Origin of the sequence: Mesorhizobium sp. M2A.F.Ca.ET.037.01.1.1 (genome assembly GCF_003998075.1) — a bacterium.
Taxonomy (GTDB): Bacteria; Pseudomonadota; Alphaproteobacteria; order Rhizobiales; family Rhizobiaceae; genus Mesorhizobium.
Genome location: NZ_RZSA01000047.1, coordinates 1 through 13234, shown reverse-complemented (window position 1 = coordinate 13234; position 13234 = coordinate 1). Strand labels below are relative to the sequence as shown.

The following is a 13234-nucleotide window of genomic DNA, read 5'->3' as shown; positions in this document are numbered from 1 at the left end:
ATTGGCGATGCCGTAGCCGAAGCCGTTGGCCACCATCGAGCGCATCACGGCGATGTCGCCGGTGCGCTCGGCGATCCTGGGCCGCAGGCCTTGGAACGCCGAGAGGAAGTATTCTCGGCTGTAGGGCAGATCGAGCAGCACCATCGGCTCGTCGACCAGTTCCTCGGGCGTGATGCCCGCCCTCCCCGCCAGGCGATGCGCGGCCGGCAGCATCACATAGGCCGGCAGTTGCATCAGCGGCTCGAACGTCATGTCCTGCGACAGTTCCAGATCGTAGGTGAGCGCGGCGTCGATTTCGCCACGCTGCAGCATCTCGAACAATTGCCCCTGGTTGCGCTCGAATTGCCGGACGCGCACATCCGGATAGGCGTCCTCGAACTTTTTGCGCAGCGCCGGCAGCACGATCTGCGCGAAAGTGAGCAGGCAGCCGACGGCCAGCGGCCCGCGCACCTTTTCGGCGATATCGCCGGCAATGTCGTGCAGCGCATCGGCATCGTTGAGCAGGCGCGCGGCTTCCTTGAGGAAGAGGCGCCCTCCCGCCGTCAGCGCCAGCGCATGCGAGTGCTTGCGCACGAAGAGCTGAACGCCGAATTCGGCCTCGAGTTGCGCGATCGAGGCCGAGATCGACGGCGGCGAGACGTTCACCTGCTCGGCCGCCTTGGCGATCGAGCCGGCTTCGCCAACGGCGACGAAATATTCGAGCTGTCTGAGCGTGAAACGGAGCGGCATGGTCCTATGTTGCCGGTTTGCACCCGGCGATCAAGTCGCGGCCGCTCGGTACTTGATTCAGGCGGTCTTCAGAACGCACGACGTTCGCGGCACGCCGCGCATCGACCATCGCACCTATTCTGGATGCCGGGTCGAGCGGGTCGCCGGGTTTCGTATGCCGACTCCGGAACTGGTCGGACTACTCGTCACCGGGCACGCCGTAGCTCGGCGCATCGGACGGATTGAGGGCGCGGGTGACGTAGGCATCGAGCTGCGGTTTGTAGATCTCCCACAGCGTTGCCAGCTGCTCGATCGGGCAATCCTCCGTCCAGTCGCAGCGCAAATCGGCGACCGGCCAGGACACATCGCGCACCAGCTTCATGCCGGCGGAGCGGACAGGCCCCGCTTCGCCACCCGCCTTGAGCGCGGCGCGCATCGTGGCGATCAGCCGGTCGCCGAGATGGCCCTCGGAAGCGAGGAAGGCATAGACCATGGCTTGCGGGACACCGTCATTCGCGAGCAAATTGCCGCCGCAGGCGACGTCCTCGCCGCGTGCCTCAGCCCAGATACCCAGCGCCTTCGGCCCGGAATGGATCGCGCTGCCGCCGGCCGCGTCGACCGCCAGCACCTGCCGGTATTCGCTGAAGGCGGCCGTGCGCTTGATAATCGCGACCGCCTCGGCAGCGGAGGCGTCCCGCGCCATCAGCTCCAGCGCCTTTGGCCCGAGCGTAGGGTCGGTGACGTTCTGGCTGGCGACCGCCCCGACGCCCGCCTGCGCATAGGCGCAGCGCGCCGCGACCGCGGGAGACGACGAGGACACCGCCACACCGAACATGCCTGTGCGCCGGCATCGCGCGACGATGGAGAAGGTCATGGCGCTCAGTCAGGGATGACGGCGGTGCCGTCGATCTCGACCAGCCATTCCGGCCGCGCCAACGCCGACACGACCAGCCCGGTCGAAACCGGATGCACGCCCTTGATGTATTCACCCATCGTCCGGTAGACGGCCTCGCGATGGCGGACGTCGGTGATGTAGACCACCACCTTCACCAGATGCTCCATCGTGCCGCCGCACTCCTCGATGAGCTGCTTTATATTCTGCATGACCTTGTGCGTCTGCTCGGCCGGATCATGGCTGTCGATATTCTTGGCCGTATCCAGGTCCTGCGGGCACTGTCCGCGCAGATAGACGGTGCGGCCGCCGCGCGTGACGACCGCCTGGCAGAGATCGTTGTCAAGCTTCTGCTCGGGATAGGTTTCCTTGGTGTTGAATTTGCGAATTCGCGTATGCGCCATCTTGGTCTCCAATTGGGTCGGGCTCGCAGCTTTGTCAGGCGTCCACGGGCTCGCGTTTCGCGGCGGCATGGTAGGCGAGATATTTGCGCTGCGTCGAGATACGGTCGGCGACATGCTTGGCATCGTGCCAGACGCCCCAGATGAAGCTCGACCCCCTGCGCGACTGCCAGGGCAGTCCCAGGAAATAGATCCCGGGTTCGGTTGACACGCCGCGATGGTGCCTTGGCCGGCCGTTCTCGTCGAAGGCATCGACCTTCAGCCAACTGTAGTCAACGGCGAAGCCCGTCGCCCAGATGATCGTCGCGATCTCGGCCTTGGCCAGATCGAGCTCGAGGACCGGATTGGTCACGCAGTCCGGATCGGGGTCGATCTTGCGGAGAGCGGGTTCTTCCGGAAGGTCGAGACCGTTGCGCGCGACATAGGCATCGGCTTCGTCCAGCAGCGACATCAAATTGGCGTCGCCTCGCGCAATGTTCTTCGCAAGATCCGGCGCGAAACTCATCACGCCGTCCTGGTATGCCTTCGTCATGCCGACGAGGGTGAGCCCCTGCGCGGCCAGGCGGCGGAAGTCGATCGTCTCGCCGCCGCGCGCGCCGCTCACAGCGATGGTGACATGTTCCGTGCCAGGCCCTGGCGTTTCGAGGTCCCATTTGCCGAGCACGCCCAACCACCAGCAGAAGTCGCGCCCGCGATAGGAACGTGGCGGACGATCGTGCGGGCCGACCGAGAGATAAACGCGCCTCCCGGCGCGCTGCAGCTCATCGGCAATCTGCACGCCCGAAGATCCCGCGCCGACCACCAGCAGCGCGCCCTTCGGCAACTGTGCCGGATTGCGGTAGGCGCTGGAGTGGATTTGCAGGAGGCCGGCACCGGCAGGAACGAGAGAGGGGATGACAGGAACCTGGAAAGGTCCGGTCGCGGCGACGACACTGTTGGCTTCGATCACGCCATCCGACGTCTCGACGCGGAATCCCGGACGGCCGATATTCCTCTGCACGAGCTTGACCTCGACGCCGCAGCGGATCGGCGCGTTGATCTGCTTTGCGTAGGTGACGAAATAGTCGGCGACCTCCTCCTTGGGCGGGAAGCCGTCGGGACCTGTCACGGGAAACTCCATGCCCGGGAACCGGTCGTGCCAGGCCGGGCCGTTGGCGACCAAGGAGTCCCAGCGCTGCGAGCGCCAGCGCTCGGCAATCCGGCCGCGCTCAAGGACGAGATGGGGCACCCCGCATTTGCTCAGGTGCTCGCTCATGGCCACCCCCGCCTGGCCGCCGCCAACGACAAGCGTGTCTACCGTCTCAACCGACATGCTCAGTCCTTTTTTGATTAACCGACAGCTTCCGCCGCGCGGGATGAAACCGACTTGGGCCATGGTGGATGCAGACAGGCTGCGCCATCCGACCGCTTCTGGCGCTCACAAGTAGCAGCACGTACCAGCGCGGGCCCATAACGAATCTCCGAAGTCACGCGTAACCATTTCCGAATTTCTCGCACCGAGAGACGCACCTAGAGTTCCGGAATTCTCGAGGGGCTGGGATGCAGACTGAGAGCTTTGACTACATCGTCGTCGGCGCCGGTTCGGCCGGTTGCGTGGTCGCCAATCGGCTGAGCGCCGATCCAGTAGTCAAAGTATGCCTGATCGAGGCCGGAGGCAGCGACAACAGCCTGCGGGTCAAAGTGCCGGCAGGCATCCTTTCGCTCTATGGTAACCCGAACTACGACTATTGTTTCGTCGGCGTGCCGCAGGCGCACCTCAACAACCGCAGCATTCCGGTCAACCGCGGCAAGGCGCTGGGCGGATCGAGCTCGATCAACTCGATGGTTTATATTCGCGGCGCCGCCGAGGACTATGACGAGTGGGCGGGACTCGGCTGCGCCGGCTGGTCCTATCGCGACGTGCTGCCCGTGTTCAGGAAGCTTGAGCGCAACCTGCTCGGCCAGGACCCGCGCTATCACGGCACCAGCGGCGAACTGCTGGTCGACAATCCGCGCGATCCGAACGTGCTTTCCAGCATTTTCGTCAAGGCCGGCAAGAACGCCGACCTGCCCGCCAACACCGACTTCAATGCCGAAAGCCAGTTCGGCCTCGGCATCTACAATGTCACCCAGGATCGCGGCCAGCGCTTCAGCAGCTTCAGCGCCTTCATGCGCCCGGTGCTCGACCGCAGGAACCTGACATTGCTCAGCCAATGCGAGGTGATCGATCTGGTCACCGCCGAGGGTCGCGCCACTGGGCTGCGCGTGCAGCATCAGGGCCAGCAGAAGACGTTCTCGGCCGACCGCGAAATCGTGCTTTCGGCCGGCGCCATCAATTCGCCTAGGATCCTCCTGGCCTCCGGCATCGGACCGGCGGCTGAGCTGCAGCAGATCGGCATCACGCCGGTGCTCGACCTTCCGGGCGTCGGCAAGAACCTGCAGGATCATGTCGACGGCATGATCACGGTGCGCTCCAAAAGCACCAGGACGCTCGGCCTGTCGCTCGCCAACCTGCCGCGAATGGCGGCGGCGCCTTTCCAGTATTTCGCGCGCCGCAAGGGCATGCTCACCACCAACTATGTCGAGGCCGGCGGCTTCGCCAAAACCAGGTACGCCAACGGCCTTCCCGACATCCAGTTCCACTTCGTGCCCGGATATCGCAGCCATCGCGGCAGGCTGATCGAATACGGTCACGGCTACGCCATTCATACTTGCGTGCTGAGGCCGAAAAGCGTGGGCGAGATCAGGCTATCGCGCGACAGTTCCCGCCGCGACGTCCTTATCGACCACCGCTTCTTCACGCATGAGGACGACGCCATGGTGCTGGTCGAAGGCATCAAGATCGCACGCCGGATTTTTGCCTCGTCCGAATTCGACGCGGTGCGCGGCAAGGAGATGCTTCCGGGCAAGGATATAAGCAGCGACGACGAGATCCTCGCCTATCTGCGCGCCGAGGCGCTGACCGTCTATCACCCGGTCGGGACCTGCAAGATGGGAACGGACGACATGGCCGTCGTCGATCCCTTTACGCTGAAGGTTCGCGGCGTGGACGGGCTTCGAGTTGCGGATGCCTCCGTCATGCCGAAGCTGATCGGCGGCAACACCAACGCGCCAAGCATGATGATCGGGCAGAAGGCTTCGGAGATGATCCTTGGTAGGGGCGCGTAACGGCGAACGGTAAAGATCGCCTCGCCTTCGAAATTGGGCCGTTCGGCATTTCGCTGAGCTGCCCGATTGTTGCCCAGAACCGGGGAGCGCCCTTGCAACCCGTAGCGGCCGCGAATGCGGTGATGCGCCAATTTTTCCGGCGAGACCCCCGACCGAGGCGGTCACGAAGCCGTGACGGCCGTAACGAAGGTTCCGCAGGTTGCGAAGACTGGGCGTAGACGCCGCGCGAAGCACTTCCAGCGCGGCTCGGCCAAGCATCGGCCGCCCCCGCAAATCTCTCAAGGAACCCACGATTATGATGAATCGGCGCACTTTCTCCACCACGCTTGCCGCCGGAATGGCCACGAGCCTCCTTGCCAGCTCACCCACGGCGCGAGCGCAGACGAACCCGAAGCTGCGCAATGTAGTGATGGTTCATGGCGCCTATGCGGATGGTTCGTGCTGGTCGGACGTGGTCGGCATCCTGCAGCAGGCCGGCTTCAGGCCAACCGTCGTCCAGCACCCGCTGACCACGCTGGAGGCAGGCGTCGAGGCAACGCGCCGCGCGATCGCTCTCCAAGGATGGACCGACGGTGCTTGTTGGACATTCCTTTGCTGGCATGATCGTCACGGAAGCGGGGATGGACCCGAAGGTCTCCTCGCTCGTCTATGTCGCGGCGCGCGCGCCGGACGCCGGCGAAGATTACACGGCGCTCGCCAAGACCTTTGCGGCGCCACCGGCTTCCGCCGGCCTCGTCTGGTCCGAAGGCTACGGCAAGCTCAGTGAGGAGGCTTTCCTGCGGGATTTCGCAGGCGGTATTCCGCACACGAAGGCGCGTATCCTCTATGCCGTCCAGGGGCCGATCTCGGACAAGCTTTTCACCGGAAAGACGACGCAGGCGGCCTGGCGCTCGAAGCCAAGCTGGTATGCCGTATCGACGGAGGATCGCACGATCAACCCTGATCTCGAGCGCTTCATGGCAAAGCGGATGAACGCAAGAACCATCGAGGTGAAGGCAAGCCATTTGTCGCTCATCTCTCACCCGCACGAGATCGCCCGGCTTATCTCGCAAGCCGCCGGACAGCTGAGCTGACAGGCTGATCGGGTCCGGGGCGGCAGACGTCCGCCGCCTCGGGTTCGGGCGTTCGATGCTCCCGACTATTTGCCCTCAGTGATCCTCGTCGATCTCATCGTGCAGGAGGCCGAGGATGCGGCGCTTGAGCGCGATGAAGTCGGGTTCGAGGATCACGTCCATCGAACGCGGCCGCGGGATGTCGACCTTGATCTCGGCCTTGATCTTGCCGGGCCGGGCCGTCATCACCAGGACTCGGTCGCCCAGCACCAGCGCCTCATCGATATCGTGGGTGACGAAGAGCACCGTCTTCTGCTGCCGCTCCCAGACGCGCAGCAGCAGCTTCTGCATGGTGCCGCGCGTCTGGCTGTCGAGCGCGCCGAACGGTTCGTCCATCAGCAGCACGGCCGGGTCGTTGGCAAGGGCGCGCGCGATCGCCACGCGCTGCTTCATGCCGCCTGAGAGTTGCGCCGGATAATGATCGGCGAAGGGCGCAAGGCCGACCTCGTTGAGATACTGGTCGACGATCTGCCTGCGCTGCTCCGCCGGCAGACCCTTGCGTTTCGGTCCATATTCGATGTTGGCGCGCACCGTGAGCCAGGGAAACAAGGTATAGCTCTGGAACACCATGCCCCTGTCGGGACCTGGCTCGATCACTTCCCTGCCGTCGACCTTGATGCTGCCCGAGGTGGCGTCATTGAGCCCGGCGGCCAGATAGAGCAGGCTGGATTTGCCGCATCCTGACGGACCGACGATGACGCAGAATTCGTTCTTGGCGACCTGCAGCGACACATCGTCCAGCGCCAGCACGCCATTGGCGTCGCCATAGCGCAATGTCACGTCCTCGATGCCCATGGTGGTGCCGGCCGAACGCTGATCGCCGGCTGCATGGGCCGTGCCAGCCGGGTTGTTCGCATTGATGGTTTCGGTCATCACTACCCTTGATCCGGCTGCGGTTTGCGAGGAGGCGTTCATAGTCAGGCTGCCCATGGCGCGACCCTCGCCCGGAGAATGCGGAATGCCGTGTCAGTGATGAGGCCAAGAAGCCCGATCGCAGCGATCGCCATGAAGATCACATCGACCTGGAAGCCGCGCATCGCTTTGAGGCTGATATAGCCGAGGCCGCTCGACGCCGCGACCAATTCCGCCACGACCAGGTAGGTCCAGGCCCAGCCCATGGTGACGCGAAGCGTGTCGAGGATCGCCGGAAGCGCTGCCGGAAAGATGACGTGCCACACCGCTTCGCTACGCTTGGTGCCCAAAGTGTAGGAGGCGTTGACCAGGTCCCGGGAGACGCTGCGCGCGCAGTCGGAGATCATCACAAGCTGCTGGAAGAAGGTACCGAAGAAGATCACCGCTATGCGCTGCTCGATGCCGATTCCGATCCACAGGATGAACAGCGGCACGAAAGAGGTCACAGGCAGGTAGCGGATGAAATTGACCAGCGGCTCCAGCGGCGCCTGCACCGCCCGGTAGGTACCCATCCACAGCCCTAGCGGCACCGCGATCGCCGAGGACACGATGAAGCCAAGGATCACCACCTTGGCGCTGGTGAAAGTGTGATAGAAAAGACTGCCGTCGAGCGACATGCGATAGGCCGTCTGCAGCACGGTTCCGGGCGTCGGCAGGAACATGTTCGGCACGACGCGGCCGTAGGACAGAAGAGCCCAGCCGCCGATCACGGCTATCCACATTGCCAATGCGAGCGTGGTTGCGGTGCTGGCGGGAATGTTGGCGAATGGGGTCGTCAGGCGTGTCCACGCCGTCCGCCTCTGTGCCATAGGATGGCCTCCGTAGATTTAGGCGCGAAACTGAAGCTTTCGAGAAAAAGCGGGGTCAGCCTGTCAAGCGGACCCCGACGGATTTCGAAGGCTTACTGTTCCTTGATGAAATCGGTGTCGAGAATGGTCTTCGCGTCGATCGTCATCTTGAGCTTGCCGGCCTTGCCCCAGATATCCTGGGCGAAGTTCACCAGGTCGGACGCCTCGCTCTTTTCCGGAGTGCCGAAGAATTCCAGGTTGCGGGCGCGGTCGTAGTAGCGCACGCCCTGGGCGCCGGCCGCGAAATCCTCGGGCTTCTCGAGATAGCCGCCAATGCCCTTGGCCATGATCTCGTAGGCCTTGTCCGGATTGGTCTTGATGTAATCGACCGCCTTGTAATAGCCCTTGATCAAAGCCTTCACATCCTCGGGATGCTTCTCGATCAGGTCGCATTTGAGCGCGATCACGTCGACGATCAGGCCGGGCGTCGTCGCGGAGTCGATCAGCACCTTGCCCTTGCCGCCCTTGCGGACTTCGGTCAGGTGCGGCTCCCAGGTCACCGCGGCGGGAACCTGGCCGGCGATGAAGGCGGTCGCGGCGTCATCGGCGGTCATGTTGGTGATGCTGACATCGTCCTCGGTCATGCCTTCCTTCTTCAGGAGCACGTTGAACCAGAATTCGGAAACGGAGCCCTCGTTCAGGGCGACGGGCTGGCCCTTCAGATCCTTGAGCGACTTGACGTCCGCGTGCGTGACGACGCCGTCGCCGCCATGGCTGTCGTCGAGCGCCACGACATATTTGAAGCAGAGGTCGTCGGAGCGGTACTTCATCAGTTCGTCGACTGTGGATGCCGCGCCATCGAGATCGCCGCCGGCGACCGCCGCCATATAGAGCGCCGATTCTTCGATTACTTTCAGGTCGACGTCGACGCCGGCTTCCTTGAAGTAGCCGAGGTCGCGGGCAAGAAACAGCGGCCCGTAGCCGACCCAGGTGGTCATGCCCAGGCGGATGGCGCCGGCGTCAGCGGGGGCGGCAAGCCCCAAGCCCAGCAGGCCTGCGCTGACCGCGGTCATCAGGCAATTGCGGAATGTCTTCATTGTCGTGGTTCCCCATGGCTGTTGCTGGCACCGACCTCATTCGAGTGGCGTATGCCAGGCTGTCGTTTCGGCAGCCGCTCTCTTGTTATGCGTCGCCCTCCCAGGCGGGCCTTCTTCTAGGTTCCGCAAGAGAGCATCCGGGCCGGGTCGCCTAAAGAAGTCTTTTTCTGTCCTTTGCTTCGCCGAAACCGAAGCAGCGGCCCTTTCCTTGTCGACGAACTCGAATCGAGGGCGCCGCGCGATTGCGGTTCCGGCGGATGTGCCAATGGCCACGGGCCGGTGCCGCCCTGGAAGACGCAAAACGGCGACCGGGATCGGTCTGCTCGGCATTTCCGCCGCGCAAACGGTGGTCGGCATATGGCTCAAGGACACCACGGAGGCGGTTGTCGCCGTATTCACCGGCGGTATCCAAACACTCGACCTGAGCAGTTGAAGCTACGTCGTCGGAAAATTTCGGTCTCAGCGGCTAATGCCTGACCATCCCGGCGTCGACGTTCAGCGTCTGGCCGGTGATCCAGCGGGCGTCCTCGCTCGCCAGGAACGATACGACGTCGGCGATATGCTCGGGCTGGCCCTTGCCTTTCATCGCCTGCAGCATCTCGACGAAGCCGAACGCCTCGTTGTGCGGGCTCGCCTTGACGCCGTCGCTCTCGATCAGGCCGGGCGTCACCGCATTCGCCGTGATGTTGTATTTGCCAAGTTCCGTGGCCAGCGCACGGGTGAAGCCAATGACGCCGCCCTTGGCCGCGACATAGGCCGCCATGTTGGGTGTGCCGGCAAAGAAGGTGTTGGACGCGATGCTGATGACCCGTCCTGCCTTGTTCGCCGCCCGCATCTGGTCAGTGGCCGCGCGGGTGACGATGAACGTGCCCGTCAAATTGACGTCGATGATTTTGCGCCAATGGTCGAGATCGACATCGTCCCAGGCGATGAACGGCACGATGCTGGCGTTGTTGACCAGTATGTCCACGCCACCGGTCAGCGCCTGGATTTCAGCAAAAAGCGCTTTGACGGACGCTGGATCGGAGATATCGGCGGCGACAGCCTTCGCTTTCCCGCCGATCGACGCGGCGGCCGTCTTTGCGCCCTCGGCGTTGATGTCACTGACGATGACGGTCGCGCCATCGGCCGCCAGCCGCGCCGCGATCGCCTTGCCGATACCCTGCGCCGCGCCCGTCACCAGGGCCGCCTTTCCCGCAAGCCGTCCAGTCATGAAATTTCTCCCTCGATCCGTGATCCGATGATGTCCGTTCAGGCGTCGGCGTCGATGACGGCCAATGCCGCATCGATGCCTTTGCCGATTGCCAGTTTCTGGCCGGCCGCGTTCATGGCGCCGCCAAGCGCCGTCAGCGCCGCGATGGCGTAGATCGGCTGGGCGGTCGGCCCCATGTGGCCGATGCGCGTCAGCTTCCCCAGCGTTTCGCTGCGACCAGATGAAAACACCACGCCGTAGCGGGCGCGCGCGGCCTGGCGAAGCGCCTTCTCGTCGACACCCTTGGGGGTGCGAACCGTGGTGGTGGTCGGCGACGCGATCCCGTCGCTGGCTGCCCAGATCGACAAGCCCATCGCTGCGACGCCCGCGCGCGTGGCCCTGGCTGTAAGCGCGTGTCGCGCCCACACCGCCTCCGGCCCCTCGTTGAGATAGAGGTCGAGCGCGACATCGAGCCCGTTGATCTCCGAGACCGAAGGCGTGAACGGAAACGGCTTGTCGCTCGACCAGGCATCTTCCCAGTCGACGATGCTCAGCATCGATGCGCGCGGCGCAAGCGGATTGGCCTTCATCTTGGCCCAAGCCCGCTCGCTGACGCCCATCATGGTGAGGCCGGGAGGGGCGCCCAGGCATTTGTTGGGACCGGTGACATAGATATCGGCCTTGCAATCCTCGGGATGGGTCTTCATGCCGCCAAAGGAAGAAACGGCGTCGACGATAAGGTAGGCGCCATGCGCCGAGACCAGCGCGCCGATGGCGTCGATCGGATTGATGGTGCCGGATGGCGTGTCGTGGTGACAGACGGAAACGACGGTGATTTCCGGATGCGCCTTCAGCATTGCCGCGACCGCCTGCGGGTCGATCGCCTCATTATAGGGCACTTCGATTTCGAGCAGATGCGGCGAATAGCGTTTCGCCCAATAGCCGAACCCCTTGCCGTAAACTCCGGAGGCAAGGTTGAGCACGACGTCGTCGGGCGCGATCAGGGAAGCCGCCGCGGCCTCGAGGCCGAGCACCGGCTCGCCATGCAGGATGACCGGCTTGTTCGACAGCCGCATCGCTTTCTGCGCCTTGTCGGTCACCTTTTCGTAGAAGAGCTGGAACGCCGGATCATAATCGTAGAGCACGGTGCGGCCGAGGCCACGCAGCACCTCTGCATAGGCGTTGACAGGCCCGGCGGTCAGGGTAATGACCGGATCGGCATGATCGGAATAGCGCATGGGAGTGGTCTCCGGATTGGCGGCGTTCAGCCGTAGAACTGGGTGCCGGTCTTGTAGGTCTTGAAGTTTTCCATGTCGTGCGAGTACATCAGCTCGGCACCGTGGTCCTCGGCCAGCTTCTTCACCTTGCGCATCGAATTGACGCCCGCGACCGGGTCGATGTGGAAGGCTGCCTGGCAGAGCGTTTCCAGGCTCTTCTGCGTGTAGGCGGCGTCGATGGTGAACATGATCGGCTTGCGCTTGGGAAACTCGACCAGCAGGCTGTAGTGGCCGATCGAATGGCCGGGCGTCGAGATCAGCTTTACGCCCCTGGCCAAATCGACGTCGCCCTCGATGCCTTCGAAGGTCGAATTGGCGCGCGTCGTGCCCTCCAGCAGCTGCGCGGTGGCGCCACGCGCCTCCGCCGCCTCGGCCGAGAAGCTCAGGTCGGAATAGCCGAGATGCTCGAAAGGTTGCGGATTGCAGGCCTGTGGCACCTCGGAGCGATGGCAGATCTTCTTTGCGTGTGGAAAATACTTGTTGCCGCCGCAATGGTCGAAATGGAAATGCGAGTTGACGACGACGTCGATGTCCTTCGGCTCCAGCCCGAGCAGCGCCAGCGCGCCGGGAATGGTCTGGTGCTTTTCCTGGATCGGCTTCTCGAAAGGCAGCACTTTCATGACGTGGTCGTAATCATAGCCGGTGTCGATGAGGAACCGGCCCTCGGCATGCTCGATCAGGATCGAATAGACGGGAAAGCGCACTTCGCCGCCGGGGCCGCGATTCCAGAACACATGATAACCGTCGAGAACGAGCGAGCCGCCGTCGAGCAGGTAGACCTTGGTATCCGACATTTGTCGTCTCCTATCTTGGCGCGGATCCCATCCGCGCATCTGGTTTCTGTCAGCGCGCGCCGCGCTCATATGGAATGCCGAGCGCCGCAGGCAGGCTGGCGCGCCGCCCGAACAGTACAAGCATGATCATCACCGCCAGGAACGGCAGCATCTGGATGATGTCGGTCGGGATGTTGATGCCCGCCACCTGCATGGCCGTGGTCAGCGACAGGCACACGCCGAACAGCAGAGCGCCGAACAGCACCCAGACCGGACGGCCGCGCGCCAGCATGGCCAGCACGATGCCGAGGAAGCCGGCGCCATTGGTGATGAAGGGAATGAACAGGCCCGCCCCGACATTGGCGAGATAGGCGCCGCCCAGCCCTGCCAGCGCGCCGGTCGTCAGCACCGCGATGGTGCGGGTCCTGATGACGTCGATGCCGGCGACATCGAGCGCGGCCGGCTTGTCGCCGGCGGCCTGCAGGTTGAGGCCGAGCTGTGTGCGCCGGTAGAGGTAGCTCATGGCGAACACCAGCGCAACGGCCAGATAGACGATCAGGTGATGCCTGAAGAAGGCCGGCCCGATAACGGGAATGTCGGACAGCAGCGGAATGACGGTGGCGTCCGCCGCCGGCAGGCGGGGATAGCTGCGCGAGAACTGGAAATGATGGAGCAGCGCCGTCAGCCCTTCCAGCCCGAGCGTCAGCGCGATGCCATTGACGATCTGGTTCAGCCCGATGCGCACGCAAAGCAGCGCCATGATCAGCGCCACCGCGATGCCGCCCGCGGCGCCGGTGAGGAAGCCGAGCCAAAGTGATCCCGAATAGAAGGCGCCGACAAAGCCCAGATAGGCGCCGGCCAGCATCATGCCTTCGATGCCGATGTTGAGCACGCCGGCCTTTTCCGACATCTGCTCGCCGAGCCCGGCAAGCAGC

At 63.9% G+C, this 13234-nt stretch carries 13 protein-coding genes and 1 pseudogene; 3 read left to right on the top strand and 11 right to left on the bottom strand.

Going from position 1 to position 13234, the window contains the following annotated elements; translation table 11 throughout:
• From EOA27_RS04435 to EOA27_RS04420, 4 genes are all read right to left on the bottom strand, one after another.
• Positions 1–729 (bottom strand): LysR family transcriptional regulator (locus EOA27_RS04435; protein ID WP_145970262.1); only part of this gene is annotated, 729 nt, incomplete at its 3' end.
• Positions 730–907: 178 nt separating this feature from the next.
• Positions 908–1582 (bottom strand): DUF1028 domain-containing protein, encoded by a 675-nt coding sequence (locus EOA27_RS04430; protein WP_126081821.1) that lies wholly within the window; start codon positions 1580–1582, stop codon positions 908–910.
• Between the two features lie 5 nt (positions 1583–1587).
• Positions 1588–2004 (bottom strand): RidA family protein, encoded by a 417-nt coding sequence (locus EOA27_RS04425; protein WP_126081820.1) that lies wholly within the window; start codon positions 2002–2004, stop codon positions 1588–1590.
• A gap of 34 nt (positions 2005–2038) precedes the next feature.
• Entirely contained in the window at positions 2039–3313 is a 1275-nt protein-coding gene (locus tag EOA27_RS04420) for an NAD(P)/FAD-dependent oxidoreductase (protein ID WP_126081819.1), read from the bottom strand.
• 227 nt (positions 3314–3540) lie between these two features.
• Here EOA27_RS04420 and EOA27_RS04415 point away from each other — a divergent pair, with 227 nt between their 5' ends.
• Both EOA27_RS04415 and EOA27_RS04410 read left to right on the top strand, forming a co-directional pair.
• On the top strand, positions 3541–5148 hold the full coding sequence (locus tag EOA27_RS04415) for a GMC family oxidoreductase N-terminal domain-containing protein (protein WP_127255573.1): 1608 nt from the start codon (positions 3541–3543) through the stop codon (positions 5146–5148).
• 292 nt (positions 5149–5440) lie between these two features.
• Positions 5441–6221, top strand: a pseudogene (locus tag EOA27_RS04410) (alpha/beta hydrolase).
• A gap of 75 nt (positions 6222–6296) precedes the next feature.
• Here EOA27_RS04410 and EOA27_RS04405 read toward each other — a convergent pair.
• The 3 genes from EOA27_RS04405 to EOA27_RS04395 form a co-directional block, all read right to left on the bottom strand.
• A complete protein-coding gene (locus tag EOA27_RS04405) occupies positions 6297–7055 on the bottom strand; it encodes an ABC transporter ATP-binding protein (RefSeq protein ID WP_210211660.1) in 759 nt (252 codons plus the stop codon).
• A gap of 122 nt (positions 7056–7177) precedes the next feature.
• On the bottom strand, positions 7178–7981 hold the full coding sequence (locus EOA27_RS04400; RefSeq protein ID WP_126081817.1) for an ABC transporter permease: 804 nt from the start codon (positions 7979–7981) through the stop codon (positions 7178–7180).
• A 92-nt stretch (positions 7982–8073) separates the two neighbouring features.
• Positions 8074–9057 carry an ABC transporter substrate-binding protein gene (locus EOA27_RS04395; protein WP_126081816.1) on the bottom strand — a complete coding sequence of 328 codons (984 nt, stop codon included), beginning with the start codon at positions 9055–9057 and terminating at the stop codon, positions 8074–8076.
• A gap of 265 nt (positions 9058–9322) precedes the next feature.
• Between EOA27_RS04395 and EOA27_RS40480 the strand changes: the two genes are divergently transcribed.
• A complete protein-coding gene (locus tag EOA27_RS40480; RefSeq protein ID WP_189343096.1) occupies positions 9323–9490 on the top strand; it encodes a hypothetical protein in 168 nt (55 codons plus the stop codon).
• 33 nt (positions 9491–9523) lie between these two features.
• On the opposite strand, the gene EOA27_RS04390 is transcribed toward EOA27_RS40480, so the two are convergent.
• The 4 genes from EOA27_RS04390 to EOA27_RS04375 form a co-directional block, all read right to left on the bottom strand.
• The gene (locus tag EOA27_RS04390) at positions 9524–10270 is read right to left on the bottom strand and encodes an SDR family NAD(P)-dependent oxidoreductase (RefSeq protein WP_126081815.1); all 747 of its coding nucleotides are present in this window, start codon (positions 10268–10270) and stop codon (positions 9524–9526) included.
• 38 nt (positions 10271–10308) lie between these two features.
• The gene (locus EOA27_RS04385; RefSeq protein WP_126081814.1) at positions 10309–11487 is read right to left on the bottom strand and encodes an alanine--glyoxylate aminotransferase family protein; all 1179 of its coding nucleotides are present in this window, start codon (positions 11485–11487) and stop codon (positions 10309–10311) included.
• 26 nt (positions 11488–11513) lie between these two features.
• A complete protein-coding gene (locus EOA27_RS04380; protein WP_126081813.1) occupies positions 11514–12320 on the bottom strand; it encodes a 4-pyridoxolactonase in 807 nt (268 codons plus the stop codon).
• Between the two features lie 49 nt (positions 12321–12369).
• The coding region (locus tag EOA27_RS04375; protein ID WP_145970261.1) for an ABC transporter permease at positions 12370–13234 on the bottom strand (865 nt) is incomplete at its 5' end.